This window comes from Psychrobacter sp. T6-6 (assembly GCF_052258185.1).
GTDB lineage: Bacteria > Pseudomonadota > Gammaproteobacteria > Pseudomonadales > Moraxellaceae > Psychrobacter.
This window is the reverse complement of sequence record NZ_JBQQEX010000003.1, coordinates 64,759-83,860: the sequence shown is the minus strand read 5'-3', so window position 1 is coordinate 83,860 and position 19,102 is coordinate 64,759. Positions and strand designations below refer to the sequence as shown.

Annotated in this window: 15 protein-coding genes; 5 read left to right on the top strand and 10 right to left on the bottom strand. The window is 42.4% G+C overall.

Features of this window, described 5'->3' with window-relative positions; genetic code table 11:
* Positions 1-143: 143 nt before the first annotated feature.
* Complete coding sequence (locus ACTXGL_RS06240; protein WP_443525622.1) at positions 144-878, bottom strand: NUDIX hydrolase; 735 nt, start codon at positions 876-878, stop codon at positions 144-146.
* 345 nt (positions 879-1,223) lie between these two features.
* Between ACTXGL_RS06240 and ACTXGL_RS06235 the strand changes: the two genes are divergently transcribed.
* The gene (locus ACTXGL_RS06235) at positions 1,224-1,787 is read left to right on the top strand and encodes an NUDIX hydrolase (RefSeq protein ID WP_443525621.1); all 564 of its coding nucleotides are present in this window, start codon (positions 1,224-1,226) and stop codon (positions 1,785-1,787) included.
* A 71-nt stretch (positions 1,788-1,858) separates the two neighbouring features.
* On the opposite strand, the gene ACTXGL_RS06230 is transcribed toward ACTXGL_RS06235, so the two are convergent.
* Positions 1,859-4,939, bottom strand: a complete 3,081-nt coding sequence (locus tag ACTXGL_RS06230) for an insulinase family protein (RefSeq protein WP_443525620.1) — start codon at positions 4,937-4,939, stop codon at positions 1,859-1,861.
* Positions 4,940-5,270: 331 nt separating this feature from the next.
* Here ACTXGL_RS06230 and ACTXGL_RS06225 point away from each other — a divergent pair, with 331 nt between their 5' ends.
* Together ACTXGL_RS06225 and ACTXGL_RS06220 are read left to right on the top strand one after the other, a co-directional pair.
* Positions 5,271-5,732: a universal stress protein gene (locus ACTXGL_RS06225; protein WP_443525619.1), complete on the top strand. Its 462-nt coding sequence runs from the start codon at positions 5,271-5,273 to the stop codon at positions 5,730-5,732.
* 141 nt (positions 5,733-5,873) lie between these two features.
* Complete coding sequence (locus ACTXGL_RS06220) at positions 5,874-6,335, top strand: universal stress protein (RefSeq protein ID WP_057761630.1); 462 nt, start codon at positions 5,874-5,876, stop codon at positions 6,333-6,335.
* A gap of 102 nt (positions 6,336-6,437) precedes the next feature.
* On the opposite strand, the gene ACTXGL_RS06215 is transcribed toward ACTXGL_RS06220, so the two are convergent.
* Positions 6,438-7,373 (bottom strand): LysR substrate-binding domain-containing protein, encoded by a 936-nt coding sequence (locus ACTXGL_RS06215; RefSeq protein WP_443525618.1) that lies wholly within the window; start codon positions 7,371-7,373, stop codon positions 6,438-6,440.
* Between the two features lie 246 nt (positions 7,374-7,619).
* Between ACTXGL_RS06215 and ACTXGL_RS06210 the strand changes: the two genes are divergently transcribed.
* On the top strand, positions 7,620-8,744 hold the full coding sequence (locus ACTXGL_RS06210) for a YeiH family protein (RefSeq protein WP_443525617.1): 1,125 nt from the start codon (positions 7,620-7,622) through the stop codon (positions 8,742-8,744).
* 194 nt (positions 8,745-8,938) lie between these two features.
* On the opposite strand, the gene ACTXGL_RS06205 is transcribed toward ACTXGL_RS06210, so the two are convergent.
* The 3 genes from ACTXGL_RS06205 to ACTXGL_RS06195 all read right to left on the bottom strand — a co-directional run bounded on the left by ACTXGL_RS06205 (position 8,939) and on the right by ACTXGL_RS06195 (position 11,092).
* Complete coding sequence (locus ACTXGL_RS06205) at positions 8,939-9,148, bottom strand: cold-shock protein (RefSeq protein WP_045453470.1); 210 nt, start codon at positions 9,146-9,148, stop codon at positions 8,939-8,941.
* A gap of 232 nt (positions 9,149-9,380) precedes the next feature.
* Complete coding sequence (locus ACTXGL_RS06200) at positions 9,381-9,803, bottom strand: YbaN family protein (RefSeq protein WP_443525616.1); 423 nt, start codon at positions 9,801-9,803, stop codon at positions 9,381-9,383.
* Between the two features lie 341 nt (positions 9,804-10,144).
* Entirely contained in the window at positions 10,145-11,092 is a 948-nt protein-coding gene (locus ACTXGL_RS06195) for a DUF2971 domain-containing protein (RefSeq protein ID WP_443525615.1), read from the bottom strand.
* A 637-nt stretch (positions 11,093-11,729) separates the two neighbouring features.
* On the opposite strand from ACTXGL_RS06195, the gene ACTXGL_RS06190 reads away from it, so the two are divergent.
* Entirely contained in the window at positions 11,730-12,626 is an 897-nt protein-coding gene (locus ACTXGL_RS06190; protein WP_443525614.1) for an ABC transporter substrate-binding protein, read from the top strand.
* An 89-nt stretch (positions 12,627-12,715) separates the two neighbouring features.
* Here ACTXGL_RS06190 and ACTXGL_RS06185 read toward each other — a convergent pair whose 3' ends face one another.
* The 4 genes from ACTXGL_RS06185 to ACTXGL_RS06170 form a co-directional block, all read right to left on the bottom strand.
* Positions 12,716-12,847 (bottom strand): hypothetical protein, encoded by a 132-nt coding sequence (locus tag ACTXGL_RS06185; protein ID WP_265088134.1) that lies wholly within the window; start codon positions 12,845-12,847, stop codon positions 12,716-12,718.
* 122 nt (positions 12,848-12,969) lie between these two features.
* On the bottom strand, positions 12,970-13,950 hold the full coding sequence (locus ACTXGL_RS06180) for a DUF4435 domain-containing protein (protein WP_443525613.1): 981 nt from the start codon (positions 13,948-13,950) through the stop codon (positions 12,970-12,972).
* Between the two features lie 3 nt (positions 13,951-13,953).
* A complete protein-coding gene (locus tag ACTXGL_RS06175; RefSeq protein WP_443525612.1) occupies positions 13,954-15,300 on the bottom strand; it encodes an AAA family ATPase in 1,347 nt (448 codons plus the stop codon).
* Between the two features lie 578 nt (positions 15,301-15,878).
* Complete coding sequence (locus ACTXGL_RS06170; protein WP_443525611.1) at positions 15,879-18,812, bottom strand: valine--tRNA ligase; 2,934 nt, start codon at positions 18,810-18,812, stop codon at positions 15,879-15,881.
* Positions 18,813-19,102 lie beyond the last annotated feature (290 nt).

The window sequence follows — 19,102 nt, the reverse complement described above, 5'->3', positions numbered from 1 at the left end:
GTCTATAAGACTCTAAATGATTTATCAAATATAGCAGCCGTACTTATATAGTATCATTTGGATAGTAGTACTTAGATAAGCAGCCCTATTTAAGTACAAACTCGTGAAGGAATGCTTTTGATGCTATAAATCTAAATGTTATATTATCGGTTGTTGTCCACGCGGTAATACCACTCTAACTGTCGATCGAACCCTGTCTCTAGCAGGTTAGCTATGACACGTCCTGTCAGCCCCCACACCGTCTCACCATCGACTTGCCAGCTTGGTGTCAGTAAAGTCGCTACTTGATCTTGCATTTTATACTCTACCGCATACTCTACTGTGGGCTGAGTGACTAACGACTCAAAGTCCGCCCAGAAAATACGTGATATCTCTCCTACCTCAGGTACCAGTACCAAGCCTGGCGCAATAAGTGCAACGATAGGGCGTACACTCATACCGCTTTTGGACGTTTGGATAGGCAACTGTCCAAGCAGTTGGACTTTGTTGGGTGGTAGTGCTGTTTCTTCACAGGCTTCACGCAGTGCTGTGACGACATTGTTACCATCGCCTCGATCATGTTTACCACCCACGCAAGACACCTCACCCGCATGACTGTTCATATGGGCGGCGCGGCGTGTTAATAGCAGTTTTGGTCTACGCTCATGAGTGATCGCGACCAGTATTGAGGCGTCAGCAATCGGTGTCTGGTACAAGCTATCTAAAATGCGCGTGCTGTGCGAGGTGTTGTGCGCTTCATACATCGCTGGGCTGGTTAGCGTATTTAGGGTTTCATGTTGCACACGCTCAGCTAATTTTCTGAGTGTGGGATGTCGTATAAAGCTCGGTACAGCGACTGACAGGTTATTGAAGTTTACAGTCTCTGGAGAAAGTAACATTATAATTGCCTTGTTTTTTATCGTAATTTCGCTTTATCAAAAGCGTTTTCGCTTGTTTAATTCTAGCTTATTGCTGACCATCATTAACCAAAAACATAAGTAGTGACTATCGATACGACTGATTTGCAGTCTAAAAAATAGCAGCTAAGCACATTTATACCAGACTACAGCATACTTATCAGTGAAATGATGCGTTACTGTTATCTTGATTCTGTATGCCAATAATATGTGCTATCTTAAGATCACAGCTGTTTCTTAAAATAATATCTTACAGCATCTCAAAATATGGGCCTTACAACCTACAAAATCACTATGCATCATAACTTTTCTAATAAGGTAGTCGATATGAGCTATTGTCTCCAATGCGGTCATAAAGCAGAACGAAAAATCCCACCTACAGACAATATGCCGCGCTTGGTGTGCCCTAATTGCCATTATATCCACTACGAAAACCCAAAAGTTATCTGCGGCTCACTAGTGGTACACGAAGATAAAGTACTGCTATGTAGGCGAGCGATCGAACCTCAATATGGCTTGTGGACCATACCTGCAGGCTTTATGGAAAATGGCGAAACCATGGCTGAAGGTGCAGCACGCGAGAGCTACGAAGAAGCTGATGCCACCGTGATACATCCGCATCTATACTGTGTTTACGACCTGCCAGATATTGGACAGATTTACTCGATTTATTTGGGAAATCTAAAAGACGGTGCTTATGGTACTGGTTCAGAGAGTCTTGAATGTGCGCTATTTAGTGAAGAAGAGATTCCATGGGACGAGCTGGCTTTTGAAGCCATCCGCCGCACCCTAAAGAGCTATTTTGCTGATCGCAAGCAGTTTGACGAATGGTCCGACTTCCCAGTTCACCAAGAAAAAATTGGTAAGGATTTGAGCATCAAGCGCTATTAATTCATATACTAAATCACAAAAAGCCAAGCATGATGCTTGGCTTTTTTGTTATTGATAGCAGTCTTGCTGATTTAGCTCTTGATTTTGCAAACCTCAAAGCCCAGACCTTTTACCGTCTCTTCTTTGTCATAAGGGGCTAGCACTGCACGTACGTGTTTTTGACCCTGCAGATATTGCTTAGCAACACGCTGCAAGTCATCAATGGTCACGGCCAAAATCGCAGCGCGCATTTTACGCTGCCAGTCAGCACCGCGATGATGTAAGTTGGCAAAGCATGCTTTGATTGCTTCCCCTGCAGGAGAGCCTGGCTTATCCATACCTGAGATAATCCCTAAGATTGCCTCTTCTAACTGCTCATCGGTTTGCGGTTCATTCAAGACCCACTCGATACTGGCCTCAAAGTGCTCAAAAGTCTCTGCACACTGTGGATCACGGTAGCTAAAGAACTTAAATGCACATGCATTGGCGTCATAGCCTGCACCGCCGCCATACGCACCGCCGCGCTCACGAATCGCACTGTGCAAGTAGCCGTTACGCAAATACGGCGCTAATACCATCAGAGCCGCAGTATCAGGATGATCAGCCGCTGGTACCGTATAGGCGCTAGCATTATGATAGACGTTGGTTGGCACCAGCCACGCTAGATCTGCAACATCGAGCACATCGTTTTTAACATCATCGCCACTCTCTAATGCCTTGACTGCATCAGTCTCACCATTTAAAGCGGTATCTAACTGCAGATTTGCAAACTCACTAGGAATATTTGCTTTAGTATCAGTTTCTTTTTCAGTAGACGTTGCTGCTTGGCTATCTGTCCAGCTATCGACAATTAAGCTGCTCAAACGTTCTGTTTGCTCGGCTTCACAGATAATAACGGCATGCTTAGGTAAGCTGATTAAGCGTTGATGTAAGTCCATCAAGCTGGTTGCCAACTGATCCCACTGTGCATCATCAGTACTCGCGTGCGTCAAGAAGTCCTTGAGCGCATTTAGTGCTGGTAGACCACTACGTACATACTCTAGCTGCGCTTGACGACTCATACCGCGACTGGCAATTTGCATCGCATACGAGTGACCAGAGCCTGCTAGGTTTGACTGCCAGCTGGCTTGACGCTGCTGTAGAATCTCTTTGATGCGATCATGCTCAGTAAAGATACTGTGCTCCATGACTTCTTTGAGCAAATCAATCGCTTCAGGTTTGCGATTGAGCGCACGTGTTGCGACCACAAAGTAGCTACCGATGGACTGACTGTCATCAACATGGGTTCGTTGACTGATACGTGCTGTCACACCTGATGAGTGCGCGGCTTGCTTGGCTTGCATTTCATGGGCACTGAGCGAGTCAGTCCCTAGCTCAGATAGCAAACTTAGATAGATCGGCAGCAATGGATGATTGATGACATCATTCACTGGTAGCTCATCGGCGCTCGCGTTACCAATCGCCTCAGTCAACGGTACGATCACTTGGTAATAATACAGACCATTGGTGCCCGCTTCGTACTCAAATAAAGTACTGTCCTGCCCACTCAGGCGCACTTGTTTTTGTTTGCCTGCTTTAAAGCTAATATCCGCTGGTACGTCTTCTAGACCTACCTTTGGTAACAGGCTTAAATCATCGGGCGCGGCTTGACGCGCAGCCAAATCTAGTGCTTGTTGCTTCAAGATAGCCTTGTCATCAGCAGTCAAATCCATCGCTATGGTATCAAGGCGAGTCTGTTCAGCTGCTGCTAGACGGGCGGTTTTTTCGCTGTCAGGTGTCATCGTCACACGGACTCGATGCTGATTGTCTAGTAGATGCGTTTTGATCAAATTCGGTAGCCACTGCGGATCGACGACTTGCGCGCGTAGCCACTGTAGATGCTCGTCTACTTCCCATACATCGATAGGATTACCATCATGGATAGCGGTGCTAAAGCCTTCTAGCATAAGGTTTAGACCATAAGGTACGCTATCACCACCAATATGACGCTGATCAATCTCAATCTGATGGAGGATGGTTTCAATGGTTTCATCATCGACTGGCGTGCTTGCCACTTCAGTCAGTAGATCAATGATACCTTGCTCTACCGCTTCGGCATGCTCAGGGTTAGAACCACGCAGACCGGTATAAAAGACCATTTCGTAATGGCTGTCATCAAGTCCCAACAACGGACTTGGGGCTTTACCCAGTGGGTGACTGTCAAGATAAGCACGTAGTGGTGAGCCTGAATGCTCAATCAACACGCCTTCCAGCAGACGTAATGCCAAGCGCTGCTTTGGATCGGTAATCGATGGTAGCAACCAAGCGACCACGTGATGGGTCTGATCTGGACCGGCTTCGTCAGCAGTATAAGTATCGACCGCACTGATTGGCGCAGACAAACGCTGCTCTGGGCGTGATACGTGCTTTTTGCCTGCTTCGAACTGAGTCAATGCGTCGTCATGTATTTTTGCTTGTGTCTCGGCGACAGGGATATTACCAAAGCTCATGATGACACTATTTGACGGATGATAATGGCTCTGATGGAACTCGGTCAGCTCAGTATGTGTCAGGTCAGGAATCTGGGCAGGATCACCACCTGAATTATAGTGGTACGTCGTCGTTGGAAATACATGATGCGCCACCGTATGATAGAGCTGATCAATCTCGCCGCTCATAGCCCCTTTCATCTCGTTAAAGACAATGCCTTTAAACTGCGGTTTATCGTCTTCGTCCAGCTCTACTCGGATGCCCTCTTGAGCAAAATCAAGCGGATGAATGTTGGGGAAAAACGACGCATCAAGGTATACAGACAGCAAATTAAAGTAGTCGTTTTTATTTTGCGTGGCATAGGGATAGGCTGTCCAATCCGCCGCGGTCATCGCATTCATAAACGTGTTCAATGAACGTTTTATCATTGAAAAGAACGGATCACGTACTGGGAATTTCTTAGAACCACATAATGCGACGTGCTCTAAAATATGCGCCTCGCCTTTTGAATCCATTGGCTGAGTACGAAAGCCCACCAAAAACGCATTTTCGTCACTTGGATGCGCAAGATGATAATGCATCGCGCCTGTCTTTACATGCTGACTGATCAGCACATCCATCGATAGCGCCTCAATATGGCGATGCTCGAGCAGCTCAAATGCTGGATGCAGCGTTAAATCCGCAGTAAATGGGGTGTCAGTCATAGTTATCCTTATCGCTTACAATGCGTATAGTGCCCTGACTATCAGGGTAAATAAAATGGTAATAATTATTAATCTATCAGTTATAAAAAGTGGCTAAAAAGTCTTGGCTTAGCGCTATTAGTGGGGCTGCGGCATCGATAAGTCAAGTCAACCCTCACGCAATAATCGATGACATCGAACTCAGCAACCCTCTACATACTAAAACAGCCCTAGCAAAACACAAAGGCAACAATAACTATAGATAAACAATGGTTGAGTCACTTAACAAAAATAGCCTGCACTGCTACTATAAAAATGGCTATTAAAAAGTAAACACCAAAAGGAGCCACTTATGAGCTATCAACACATTTTACTGGTGACTGACTTATTATCTGATGCCGACAAGGTCGCTCTAAAAACCAAACGTATCCTTGCAGGCTCGCCTGAGGCTAGGTTATCTGTTCTGCATATTGTTGAAGATGATATGGTGCGCTTCGGTTACGAGCTGGTACCTTCATCTAGTCTTTCGGGCGATTTCGATGGCGAAAAATGGCAAGAAGCACGCGCTAAACTGGCACGCTTCCTTGAGTATAATGAGTTAGAAGCCGCCAACTCTGAAGTGACCGCTGCTATCTCTAACAGTAAAGGTATCGTTAACTACTGCAATAAAAAAGAGGTCGACTTACTCATTATCGGGCGGCATGACCGTCAAGGTATCGCCGCTTGGTTGGTGCGCGCGACCGCCGATAGTATATTGCCAAACATCTCTTGCGACAGTTTGGTTGTCAAACTGAGCGAACCCGTATCGGAATAAGCAGTGTATTGAGTCTTTGGTTTGATAAATATTAATACACCTGAACTCATATTACGGAGAGCCTCAAAGATAGGCAAGCACCACTTAACAGCGCTCTATAGTAGTGCTATAGTAAATACTATCTGACATGAGGAAGACGCTATGAGTTACGAACATATACTACTGGTCACTGACTTACTCTCTGATGCGGATATCGTCGCGCAAAAAGCCAAGCGTATCGTTGAAAACCGTCCAGGATCTAAGCTATCGGTGCTACACATCGTAAAAGATACGATGGTTGGTTTCGGTTACGAGCTGGTACCCGCCTCCAGCCTATATGATGAGATTGATGATGAGCGTTGCCAAGAAGCACGCGCCAAACTGGCCCAGTTCTTAGAACGCAATCAGCTGAACGCAGCGACATCAGAAGTCACTACGGCCATCTCTAGTAGTGAAGGTATCGTCAGTTACTGTCACAAACACGATGTAGACCTATTGGTCATCGGTCGCCATAAGCGTACTGGTATCGCGGCATGGATCAGTGGCGCGACAGCAGATAATATTTTACCCAATGTGCCTTGTGATAGTTTTGTGGTGAGACTAGACAAGCCCGTTTCAGCATAGCGTTGAGCCACAATGCTCTGATATGAATAACGTATACAATTAAAATTAAAAGCGCAGCGCCGAGATAGACGCTGCGCTTTTTTATGATTTACCTTCTCTTATTCATCTCTGCTGAATAATATCTATAAAGGTTTGCCATATCGGACTTTGATGCCTTGCCTTATGCCAGACCAGCCACCACGTCCGTGACAAATCAATCCCAGCAACATCGACTTGTACTAGTTCACCTGACGCAAGTTCTGTCTCAATCACATGCTGTGATAGACAGCCAAGTCCAATATCTGCACTCACCATATGCTTGATAGCCTCTGACTGATGTATCGCCTTAACCACCTCGGCATTGGGCAGATATTTTAGCAACTGCTCATCGATAATTTGCCGTGTGCCCGACCCTGCTTCACGTACCAATAATGGTAACTGTTCGAGCTGCTCAATAGTCAGACGATAGCCATCCTCGTCTTGGTGATATATAGCGATATCCTTTAGCCACTTGCTATCACGTTTAGCAAATATCATCAGCGTATCTGTTCGCCATTCGCGCAGCTCAATGGCTTTCATATCTATCGGTCGCGGCATCCCTTCTACTAGCGCAATGTCAATATTTAACTGCTCAACCTCACCCACGACCTCTTGTGTGTTGGCAATATATATATCGACATTGGCATCTGGCAGCGCCTCATAGAGCTTACCAAGCAATGACGGCAGTACATAGTTACCGATTGTGGTACTCGCCCCAATATGAATCTGTCCTGCTTGGTACTGATGATAATGCTCAAGCGTGAGTGACTGCCCTAGGATGGCTTGCGCCTGTACATAAATAGGATGCGCATTGGGGTGCTGATTGAGCCTGCGACCAACGCGCTCAAACAATGGCATCTGTAGTCTAGACTCAAGCTCTGTCAGCGCGCTACTGACCGCTGACTGTGATAGATGCAGCGCTTCACTGGCGCGGCTGGTACTGCCTGTCTGATAAATACTGACAAAAACCGCAAGCTGCTTGAGCGTAATCTTTGGTAATGTTTGCACAGATTTTTTCATGACATCGATGGCCTTGCGTCAGTTTTTGAATGCTCTTATAGGCTAAGTATATTTAGTGTGTAGCAGCAGCCTTTTATCAATACTTTTAAAATTCAACACTCTCAACATTCAATACTAAAAACACTGTAACCTAAAAAATCGATAGCTTGTATCTTATTAATCTGTTTTTATTATAAATGTAGCAGGCATATACTGTCTACTCATAAGCTCATGCTTATCTTACTATCAGTAATAGGGTGCCGCGTCATGCATACACTACTCCAATTCATCAGCAGCTCAGCTCATAACTACGTCCCGAGCCAACGTCACTTGGCAGGTTTGGCTGTGGTATTGATCGGTAGTTTGTTCTGCTTATGGTTGGATAGCAGTTTAGATGTGTGGTCGAACGGGCGCATTATCGGCTTGTCATCCTTAACGCTTGCGATATTGCTTGGTATGGTATTGGGCAATACTATCTACCCCAAATTCACTGAACGTTTAAACGGCGGCGTATGCTTTGCAAAAGGTCAAATCCTACGACTTGCCATCATGTTTTATGGGTTTAAGCTGACCATGACACAAGTAGCAAGCGTTGGTATGCCAGCGATTGCGACCGATACTCTGGTACTGACGTCTACTTTTTTATTAACCTACTGGCTGGGTACTAGATGGCTAAAAGTCGATAAAGAAACCGTCATTCTGATTGGCTCAGGGGCAAGTATTTGCGGCGCCGCTGCCGTCATTGCAGCAGAGCCAGTCGTCAACGCGCAAGCGCACAAAGTCACTATCGCCGTGGCAACGGTTGTGGTTTTTGGTACTATCGCAATGCTACTCTACCCTTTTCTCTATCATCTTGGCTGGCTACAACCTTGGCTGAGCGCCCAGCAGTATGGCATGTATACAGGCTCTACTGTACATGAAGTGGCACAGGTCGTGGTCGCTGGCAACGCCATTAACACTGAGATTGGTGACACTGCTGTTGTGACCAAGATGATACGCGTCATGATGCTCGCGCCTTTTTTACTCGTGTTGTCTTTTGCGCTAACCAAAGATCGCACCGTAGATAATTCCAATATAGAAGATAAAAGCAATAAGAACGAGACAACATCATTTATAACCCGCGTCAAACAAGTCAAGGTGCCATGGTTTGCGTTTATATTCATTGGTATTGTGTTGACACATACGTGGGTACCGATGCCTGAGAGTATCGTACGCAGTATGGTGATGTTAGATGATGTACTACTGACAATGGCAATGTTTGCGTTAGGTCTGACCACACATCTAAACGCGATTAAGCAAGCTGGCGTCAAACCTCTAGTCTTAGGCGCAGTGATGTTTGGTTGGTTGTTGCTGGGCGGCGGTCTGATTAATATTGGTATCAGCTTAATATAAGAAGTCGATTTTATATTTTAGCGACTGATATCACTTTCTATATCATAGCCCAAAAACAACACCGCCAACTATTCACACAGTTGGCGGTGTTGTTATATCTATCATGTCGTTTGATATCAAACAGCAGACGAAAAAAAACGAACCCGAAGGTTCGCTTTTCTACATCTATTCATCTATCTGTCTATAAAGACAAATTAGATAGCAACGATGTTATGTGCTTGTGGGCCTTTTTGGCCTTGAGTTACAGTGAACTCAACTTCTTGGCCTTCAGCCAAAGTTTTGAAACCTGAACCAGTGATTTCGCTGTAATGAGCAAAAACGTCTGCGCCAGTTTCTGGAGCGATAAAACCGAAACCTTTAGCTTCGTTGAACCACTTAACTGTACCTTTTTGAACGTCTGACATAGTATAATCCTACTTTTAAATTTATTAATGGTCTAATGACCGGTAACGCTTGCAAATAGCTACTGAACGATAAATATTAAAACGAAGGATTATAACTAATACTACGAGGTAATGATTTGGTGCAGAACTGCTCTTAAGCTTGGGCGTATTATAAGGGGTACATCCTAGTATCGCAAGCCTTATCTCATCTTTCGTGTAACTGGCGCCATATTTGGTACAAATTGCAACAATTTTAGGCGTTTGGCAGACGGAATAAATATATCGCGACCCCGCTACAGACAGCGGCTACCAGCCATGCTATCCACATCATATCCGTAGGTAAGCGATAAAATAACATAGCGGTTGATGCTGCCATCATGACCGTTGCCAGACACTTGGCATATAGAGGAACGGCATGGCTCTCCTCCCAATCGCGTACAAACTTACCAAAATACTTGTGATTGATCAGCCAAAAATGAAAGCGCTTAGAACTACGCGCCCAGCACCCTGCTGCTAGTAGTATGAATGGTGCTGTCGGCATAACCGGCAATAAGATACCGATAATTCCTAAAACAAAAAATATCCAGCCGAGCGTCACAAACGTCCAACGCATCATTGGGCTTTTGGATTGATTGGTCTTTGGCCTATGATAAAACGCTTTTTTATTATTGCTCATGACAGCCGTATCGTATGGTTAGCAAGTGAGTAAAAGAACGACATCAATCAACGCGATCATCTATCAGCGCTATTGATATCAGTCCAGATGAGCATTCATCATGCCTTAGACACTATAGGCACACAAGATTACTTTTGCGTCTTTAGTTTGTCTTTTGTTTCATATACCGAGTCGTTTTCAGAAAAAACCATTAATGAGCTCACTAACCGTAAAAACCGCTCCCCATTGAATGATGAGCGGTTTTTTATGTCTAAAGAGCGATTACTTTTATAAGATCGAATGCGTCTCAATGCTTGAATATTTTTAAGTTTATATTATCTGCCCTCGTACGGGCTGATCCCTTATATTTTCCTTAATTGACACTCTGACTCACATATCTCAAAGTCCAAATTATACCGGCCTCTTAACAGCTCGATCCCTTTTCGTCTGAGGGTCGCATCATCTGTCGGCGATATGATCACTTTGGTAATGCTCTTTAGATCGATATGGACAGGAATATACGGAATAATCACGCCTGATTTTGAGCGAAACTTAATCGATTTGTCATGCTGATTAATCACCGTCAGTATCAATCTTTTCTCTTTTTCATCAGAGAATTGTGGATTCCTTATCAGCGCAAACTCTGTTAGCGCCTCAAGTATAGAAGAGAACAGTAAGTCAGCGGTCGCATTATATCTATACTCCGTACCTGTCTTTCTGAGCGCACTATGCTCCCTAATACTGCGCACATTATTGACCAGTGCTTGTTTTCTATTTAAGAACACCTCTCTTATTTTATGCTTATCAAAATACCTTTTTATACTATTGGAGTAACTATAGATAATACTATCGAACCTGTGATGCGCTTGAGAGTGTCGATTGAATTTATTGTATTTAAAACCATCTGACAGTACGTGCTCATCGAACTCTATACAGATACCGTCATTGTGTTCACAATAAGATGTCCACTGTCTCAGGTAGTCTTTGTTATGTGTAAAAGAGGTGATATAAAACTGCTGACTGAGCCCCACCAGCATCTCTAGCAGATAGTTGGTGAGCGACAACTCTGCATCAGCCTCCAGACTGTAGTGATCGGTAGATATCTCCTGCAATCTTTCGATAATTTTTTGATAGTCCTGCGACATAGACTCAAATAACTTTTCGTCTTTTAGATTTTTTCTGACGTAATCAATACCTTTTTTCATTTCTTGATAATCATTCAAAAAAAAGATATTGGTCGCCCATATGCTTGAGTCATTGACTATACCCAAAAATCCAGCGGTACTCGTATAGTGATAGACTTTACTCATAACTTAACTCATTAGGTCTCACATATAGATGACAGAGCATTTCTAGCTGTAATAGCAAAGACAGACAAACCTTATCGTTATATTCGACTTCAGTTTACTAATCATACCTTTTTTTGCCAATATTTTCGATCGCCTATCAAAGGCATAACATATAACAACTGCACAAAGCATACCAACTCATGACTCAATCCAATACCTTGCATTACCGCTCGTAGGTCGTCTATGATGAGGCAATAGCCATATGGTAATAACCATCAGTAGTAACTATTTGGTAAAAGCTATCTACAGTCGCCGTTAGCGGTACTGATTCAGTAGCGCTACTGCTTAAAAATACTGTAATACCACTCAATCTTGTCGGGGTGCTTTGCTTTTGACGTTCTAACGTCGTCAAAACCATCGCTGAGAGACACCCGTGAACCTGAAGCAGTTAGCACTGACGTAGGAAACAAGCATGACATACCTTATCGTCTATGGATAAGGTACGTAAATAAGGAACGCAGATATGCGATATGGATAAATGAGGTACCAATACCCATACGCCTATCATATGTAGATTTTGCTTTTCTTGTTTCGCCTTTCATGTTGTATTTGAACAGCATCAGTCTGATTGTTTTCTATCATTAAAAAGGAAACAACCATGCAATCGACTACTAAACTGATCCTCACTCTCGAATGGTTCTTGAACCCTGATCACTTGCCTTTTATCGCGGGTGTGATCACAGGCGCATACGAGCAAGCAGGGTTAGATATCACTATTATTGAGCCAGATGACCATTATGATGGTTTTGCTGAACTACAGAATCAAAGCATCGATCTACATGTGAATGAGCCGATTCATCTGTTTGAACATTACGCACCTAATCTGCGCGCATTGGGCTGCTTTTTTGAGACCGATGGTGGCATATTGATGCAGCAGTCCAGTATGGATAAGCTCAAGAACCATCAGCCGATTCGCATCTGTACCCCTGCTGCTGAAGAAAAAACCAATCGTATTGGCTTTGAGATATTGGCGCGTTATGCCAAGAAAAATGGCTTTACTATCAGCCGTGATAATGTGACGTTTGTGCAAAAAGACTTCTATCACATCAAAAACCTGCAAGAAGACCCAAGTCTCGATGGTGCGTGGCTGTGCTTTTATAACTTTGAGGGCGTTGAGGCAACTCATGAAGGGTTGGACTTTACGTTTATCGATCAGCATCTGTCACCTTATCCCAACTTTTCGGCGTTAGAGATTCTGACGACGGATGAGATCTATAGCGCGAAAAAAGACGCGATAGATACCTTTATCGACGTGACCAACCAAATGACAGAGCTGTGTAAAAACGAGCCAGCCACCGCTCACCGCATGTATTACGACTATAGCAAAACCGAAGCAGATGCGCTGATGGGTGCCATCATTGATAATACGCTGGGCAGATTGATCACGCCAATCACACCTGATGCAAATAAGTGGGAAGAACTGCGCGAGATGCTAGCCGAGATCGATATTGTGACGTTGACTGATGAGCAGTATCAATCGCTGTGGGCGCTATAGAGATTTTAGAAGTTAAGTTATTTTGAATAATAAAAAACCGCCATAGTTTTGCTGTGGCGGTTTTTTTATTGTTTTAAATAAGAGCGAAGTTAAACTAATACTAAGCAGCTGATGTCCATCTCTATCGGGCTTTGACGAGTGAACTTAAGCGTGATGGGTGCGGTATCGTCAATAGCAAGGTTGCTTAGAGGCGCGCGTTGTCCGACGGTGAGATGGTTCATGGTGTTCCTTAACGTTAACGTATTATTCCTTTAAAGATAATAAGCTAATTATTGGCAGTAAAAAATTGCTCTCAAAGAAGACTGGAATAACTTTTAATCAATCTATAGCATTAGTTAAAAGCTCAAATATAGCTGGCTTTTATATTTTCGATAAAATCTCTCAAACCTTTTGGCTCTTCTGTATAAGCTGTAAAATCACATATGAAATCTTCTTCTTTAATCTGCTTCTTAAATTTTAACTTAGTATTTATTCTGTCACTTTTTTTATGAAAAGTACTTTTAGCTAAAGACAACACCCTATGAGCGATGAAAACTAACTCTTTTCCTCTGTATGAATCCAAAGAAGTGACTCTACTGAAATACTCTTTAGAATCTAAAATGTTATTTTCCACATAGCCTATTTCTGCTTGACTCAAATATTCTAAGTCAAAAATATTTTTGAAATTAGGTATAATTAACTCATTATTATCATTAATTAAATTTTTATCTTGGACTAATTTAGGTAATATATCTTTAAAAGACTTAAATTCAATTTCTGACTCACCAGTTACTATTGCTCTAAGACATATCATATAGTCTTCCAAGAGTAACAATAGATTGTCTCTTTCGCTTAGAATAAAGTTCCTAACTTTAATAAAGTCTGAATCTTCAGATATCTCACCAGTCTCACTATCTCTTTCTTTCTCTAACTTAGTTAAGGACTCTAATATATTACAAAAGAAATCGTCGGTTATGTAAAAATTTTCTATACTGTATTTATTCAAGTAAAAAACTCTAGAATCTTCTAATTTATTTTGCAAATTTAGACCGAAATCAGAATCTAAAAATATTATAAATATACTACCTGAGTAATAGTTACTTTCATTTATAACATTTAAAAATTCAATAGCTTTATCTATACCGCCACTTATAATTTTCTCTAGACTCATTTCTAGTAAAGGCCTTACTTTAGGTTCATAAAAACTATAATCTTCATCACCTTCTACAATACAGGGAATCAACTCTTTCTTTTTATAAGCTTTACTCTTCGAGATATCCATAAACTTGCTTAATAATACAGAAGTATCTTCAAGCTCAGATAACATAGCTTCCACCATACTCATAGACTAGGCTCCAATTTTTTCTTCAATATCTACTGTATACTTCTGCAATCTATTTGAAAAAATAAATGGAGAATGTGTTGAAGCTATTAAAAAACCGCAATTTTTTAAATTATAAATATCTTCTAAAATCATTTTTTGCCACTTAATAGATATTGATATTTCAGGCTCATCAAAAATTACAGCTATATTTTTATCATCAGTCAAAATCAACCTTGCGAAAATAGATATTATTTGTTTTTCTCCAGAGCTAAGTAAGCTAAAATCTATCTCTTCGTTATCTATACCTTTCAGTACTTTTAACTTTACCTTTATTTCATCATATTGGATTTTTTTGTTTTTAAGATACTTATTACAAACCTTAGAAAAGTCTTTTAATTTATTATCATTCTTGTTTTGCTCTTTGTATAGCTTAAGCATGTTATTCAAAAAATATACAAGAGTCTCATTCTCATCAATTTTTCCACTTTCAATCAATTTAAATATTTTCTCTTTACTTGCACTATTGAGATGTCTTTCATCAATCCTATTTAGTGTTTTTTTTATTTGCTCTTCATTACTTTTATCAAATATTATTATTTCGTCTTCGATATTTATTATTTCATTTATTATTTCACCATTGACTTTAGATACCCAGTTAATTGAAGACTGAATAATTTCGTTTGTAATTTTCTTAATAGCAGTCTTTACGTCATCCATTCCAAAATTTATATTATCATCCTCTACTTCTTCTAGCCCGAAATACTCAGAATTCTGTTCAATTCTTCGATATGTAGGAAGGAATAATGTTTGAAAATTTAGTTGGTCTTTAGCTCTGGTAATCTTATTTTTGATTTCTTCATATTTATCAAAAATACTTTCTATAGAATCTTTTGATTCCGACTCATTAACTAAGCTAGTTATCACTTCATCATGATAGTGATCTGAATCTACATCCAAATATTTACTAATTTTTTGATTATAAAAATGTTTAATAATTTTAGAACTTTTTGAGTTAAAAGAAATAGTGGTCTTATGATTACTTATATTACTGAATTCTTCATAGATTCTAAGTTCTATCCTACTAATACTTATAGAACTAGGTTTATTCGTTTTAGTATCCGTAAAATATAACCCAACTTCTGAAAAATTTACATCTTTTAAGTGTTTCATGTTACCACTTAAAATAGAATACACTATATTGAGTACACTAGTTTTACCAAACCCGTTATCTCCAACTATGATTAAACAATTATCATATATATCTACATTTAAGTCTTTATCGCCATGTAATTTTTTAATGACTAATTTTCCTATAGGTGTTGTTTGAAAATTCACCTCCTCTTTAGATATATCGAACTCATTATTTCTCATAATCATTACCTTTGCGTAGACTATTATTATAGATATTTATTAAAAAAACTAATAGAATTAATATTAAATTACAGGAATATTAAAGCTAATATCAAAGTGCAGATATAATTAGAACATAGTAAGAAAACTGCAAAATCGCAAGCAAGCTATTTTAAATTTTCATAATAATATCTTTAACTTTTTTACTTTTCATGGTAATGCACAATATAAGTTTCAAGTAGATAATCCATTAACCTACCCTAAAAACTTTTCAATTAATCATCACCCCAATGAGTCTCGTTCGGCATCGTCATCTCACCTTGTAAAAACCCAAGTTTGCGTTTTTACTTAACGGATTGAGTATTAACTTCTGTTTCATTCTCTACAGGAGGAAACACGATAACAAAAACCTGAACAGAGGTAGACACAGGTTAAGTATCTAGCCACTTGACCCATATTTCCTCTATCAATGATAGGTTCTTGCGCGAGGGACGAGCGCCGAGCTGAGTGATTAAAGAACAACGCCCCATGCATCGCATATTTGCCCATTTTTAAAGGACTCCGATGCTGAGGCCATGCTTTTTAAGCTTTTGCTTTTCTTATAATGCTTTTAACTGCTCCATCTGCGCCGTCGTCGCGGTCAACTGCCCTTCTAGCTCAGCCAGTTTCGCTTTCTCAGCATCGACCACTTCCGCAGGTGCTTTACTGACAAAGCCTTCGTTACCTAGCTTACGCGCGATGCCGTCGGCTTGCTTTTGTAGCTTTTCATGCGCTTTGCCCAGACGTGCTAGCTCAGCCGTAGGATCGATTAGCCCTTTCATCGGTACGAGTACCCGTAGCTGACCGACCATACTTGATGACGATAGCGGCACATCATCGCCTTCTTTGACGATGGTTAGGCTCTCGACTTTAGCAAGCGCTTTGAACTGGTTTTTGATACGTGATAGACGCGCTTCTTCATCGCTAGAGACGTTTTGTAGTAGCACTGGCAAACGTACCGCATTGCCCAATTTCATCTCACCACGGATGTTACGGACGCTCGCGATTAGCTCCTGTAGCCACGCCATATCCGCTTCAGTTTGCTCGCTGATTTGGCTGTCATCGGTCTGTGGATAGTCAGCGACCACGATGCTGTCGGTGTTTTTACGACCCAGTAGTGGCGCGATGGTCTGCCAGATTTGCTCAGTCAGATACGGCATGATTGGATGGGTGAAACGTAGCGCCGTCTCTAGTACGTGCAGTAGCACATAGCGGATTTGCGCTTTACGCTCGTCAGATACTGAGTCATCATTTAGACTGGCTTTGGCAAGCTCAACGTACCAATCACAGTATTCGTTCCAGATGAACTCATAGATATCTTGGCTGACCATATCGAGACGATACTGAGCGAAATGCTGATGGATATCGGCAACGGTAGAGTTCAGACGACTCATGATCCACTTTTCTGGTAATTCCCACACGTCAGGGTTCGCCGTTTGGTCGATAGGCTTGGCATTGCTGTCACCATCGACACAGTTCATGAGTACAAAACGGCTGGCGTTCCAGATTTTATTACAGAAGTTGCGATAGCCTTCGACACGCTTAAGGTCAAAGTTGATATCGCGACCAGTACTAGCAAGCGAGGTAAAGGTAAAGCGTAGTGCATCCGTACCATAAGCTGGGATACCCTCTGGGAACTCTTTACGCGTTTGCTTCTCGATCTTGGCCGCGTCTTTTGGATTCATCATGTTGCTGGTGCGTTTTTCTACCAGCGCTTCTAGCTCAATACCATCGATTAGGTCAATCGGATCTAAGACGTTACCTTTCGATTTTGACATTTTCTGACCATTGCCATCACGTACCAGACCATGCACATATACGGTCTTAAACGGTACTTGCGGCGTACCGTCTTCGTTTTTCACAAAGTGCATGGTCATCATGATCATGCGCGCAACCCAAAAGAAGATAATGTCAAAACCTGTCACGAGCACGCTGGTCGGATGGAAAGTGTCCATCACGCGTGGATCGGCGTTGACGTCTGCCCAGTCAAGCGTACTGAACGTCCATAGACCTGAGCTGAACCATGTATCGAGCACGTCATCATCTTGGCGCAGTTTTACATCGTCGCTTAGGTTGTATTTAGTACGCACTTCCGCCTCATCACGGGCGACATAAATCTCACCTGTCGCATCGTCATACCATGCGGGGATACGATGACCCCACCACAGCTGACGACTGATGCACCAGTCCTGCAGATCAGTCATCCACGCCATATACATGTTTTTGTACTGTGCAGGGACGAACTCAATACTGCCGTCTTCTACTGCATCAATCGCAGGCTTAGCCAGCTCTTTAACAGCGACATACCACTGATCGGTCAACCATGGCTCAACGATCGTACCGCCACGCTCAGCACGTGGTGCTTTTAGCGCGTAGTCCTCGATATCTTCTAGCCAGCCTTGCTCGCCTGCTTGCTCTACAAGGAATTTACGCGCGGCAAAACGCTCAAGTCCTGCGTATTCGCTCGGTGTGGTCTCTAATTCTGGCTCACGCGTTTGCAAGTCAGGATAGACTTCCATCGCTGGTAGGATATTGGCGCGCTCATCAAGGATGTTAATCAATGGCAAACTATGGCGACGACCCAATTCATAATCGTTAAAGTCATGCGCTGGAGTGATTTTGACACAACCCGTACCAAAGTCTTTTTCGACATAATCATCAGCGACGATAGGCACGACGCGACCCGTAATCGGCAAAGTAATAGTTTTGCCAACCAAATGCACGTAACGCTCATCGCTAGGATTGACCGCAACAGCAGTATCACCGAGCAAAGTCTCAGGACGTGTGGTGGCTACGACCAGATAGTTTTTACCATCTTGAGTGGTCAGCTCTGTATCCGTGAAATGATAGCGAAAATGCCATAAGCTACCTTTTTCATCATGGTTTTCGACTTCGAGGTCAGACAGCGCAGTTTGGAACTTAGGATCCCAGTTCACCAGACGCTTACCACGATAAATAAGTCCATCGTCAAACAGGCGAACGAACACTTCTTTTACTGCGTTAGATAGACCATCATCCATGGTAAAACGCTCACGCGACCAATCAACCGAGCTACCTAGACGACGAATTTGGCTGGTGATATTGCCGCCCGACTCTTCTTTCCATTCCCATACTTTATCGATGAAATCTGCACGGGTCATGTCACGGCGCTTGATACCTTGCGCTTCCAGACGACGCTCAACAACCATCTGGGTGGCGATACCCGCATGATCTGTACCTGGTTGCCACAGCGTATTGTCACCATCCATGCGGTGATAGCGGGTGAGCGCATCCATGATGGCGTTGTTAAAACCATGACCCATGTGCAGCGAGCCTGTGACGTTTGGTGGTGGCAGCGCGATAGAAAACGACTCGTCTTTGTCAAACGTCGGCTGAAAATAGCCGCTCTCTTCCCAGCCTTGATACATACCTGCTTCGACTTGTGCAGGATTATAGGCATTTTCTAGTTGGCTTAGCGCCGCTTGGATAGATTGCGTGAGGGTCTGGTTACTCATAATAGGGTGATCTTATTGTTGGTAATGAATGTGGTCAAACTGAGATGGCACAGAATGCTATAAAAACAGAGAAAGTTATTGATAGTGTGATTTTAACGCAGATAGGCAGATTTTGTTAGATAGTAAGGCAATTTATAGGACGTGAACCGCATTTATTCCTCAATTAACAACCCCAGTCAGCCAAACGCGCAACAGAATATCTTACCCTCATACGATAAAATATGAATGGTAGCTGTATTTGAGCATACTAAAATTTAAAACTACCAAGCCTGAAACGTACTAAAACACTA

What these genes read in the sequence shown, in the direction of transcription:
- ACTXGL_RS06235 (WP_443525621.1), top strand. Translation starts at nt 1,224, where the DNA reads ATGAGCTATTGTCTCCAATGCGGTCATAAAGCAGAACGAAAAATCCCA.
- ACTXGL_RS06190 (WP_443525614.1), top strand. Translation starts at nt 11,730, where the DNA reads ATGCAATCGACTACTAAACTGATCCTCACTCTCGAATGGTTCTTGAAC.
- ACTXGL_RS06220 (WP_057761630.1), top strand. Translation starts at nt 5,874, where the DNA reads ATGAGTTACGAACATATACTACTGGTCACTGACTTACTCTCTGATGCG.
- ACTXGL_RS06180 (WP_443525613.1), bottom strand. Translation starts at nt 13,950, where the DNA reads ATGAGTATGGTGGAAGCTATGTTATCTGAGCTTGAAGATACTTCTGTA.
- ACTXGL_RS06170 (WP_443525611.1), bottom strand. Translation starts at nt 18,812, where the DNA reads ATGAGTAACCAGACCCTCACGCAATCTATCCAAGCGGCGCTAAGCCAA.
- ACTXGL_RS06240 (WP_443525622.1), bottom strand. Translation starts at nt 878, where the DNA reads ATGTTACTTTCTCCAGAGACTGTAAACTTCAATAACCTGTCAGTCGCT.
- ACTXGL_RS06205 (WP_045453470.1), bottom strand. Translation starts at nt 9,148, where the DNA reads ATGTCAGACGTTCAAAAAGGTACAGTTAAGTGGTTCAACGAAGCTAAA.
- ACTXGL_RS06215 (WP_443525618.1), bottom strand. Translation starts at nt 7,373, where the DNA reads ATGAAAAAATCTGTGCAAACATTACCAAAGATTACGCTCAAGCAGCTT.
- ACTXGL_RS06210 (WP_443525617.1), top strand. Translation starts at nt 7,620, where the DNA reads ATGCATACACTACTCCAATTCATCAGCAGCTCAGCTCATAACTACGTC.
- ACTXGL_RS06185 (WP_265088134.1), bottom strand. Translation starts at nt 12,847, where the DNA reads ATGAACCATCTCACCGTCGGACAACGCGCGCCTCTAAGCAACCTTGCT.
- ACTXGL_RS06230 (WP_443525620.1), bottom strand. Translation starts at nt 4,939, where the DNA reads ATGACTGACACCCCATTTACTGCGGATTTAACGCTGCATCCAGCATTT.
- ACTXGL_RS06175 (WP_443525612.1), bottom strand. Translation starts at nt 15,300, where the DNA reads ATGAGAAATAATGAGTTCGATATATCTAAAGAGGAGGTGAATTTTCAA.
- ACTXGL_RS06200 (WP_443525616.1), bottom strand. Translation starts at nt 9,803, where the DNA reads ATGAGCAATAATAAAAAAGCGTTTTATCATAGGCCAAAGACCAATCAA.
- ACTXGL_RS06225 (WP_443525619.1), top strand. Translation starts at nt 5,271, where the DNA reads ATGAGCTATCAACACATTTTACTGGTGACTGACTTATTATCTGATGCC.
- ACTXGL_RS06195 (WP_443525615.1), bottom strand. Translation starts at nt 11,092, where the DNA reads ATGAGTAAAGTCTATCACTATACGAGTACCGCTGGATTTTTGGGTATA.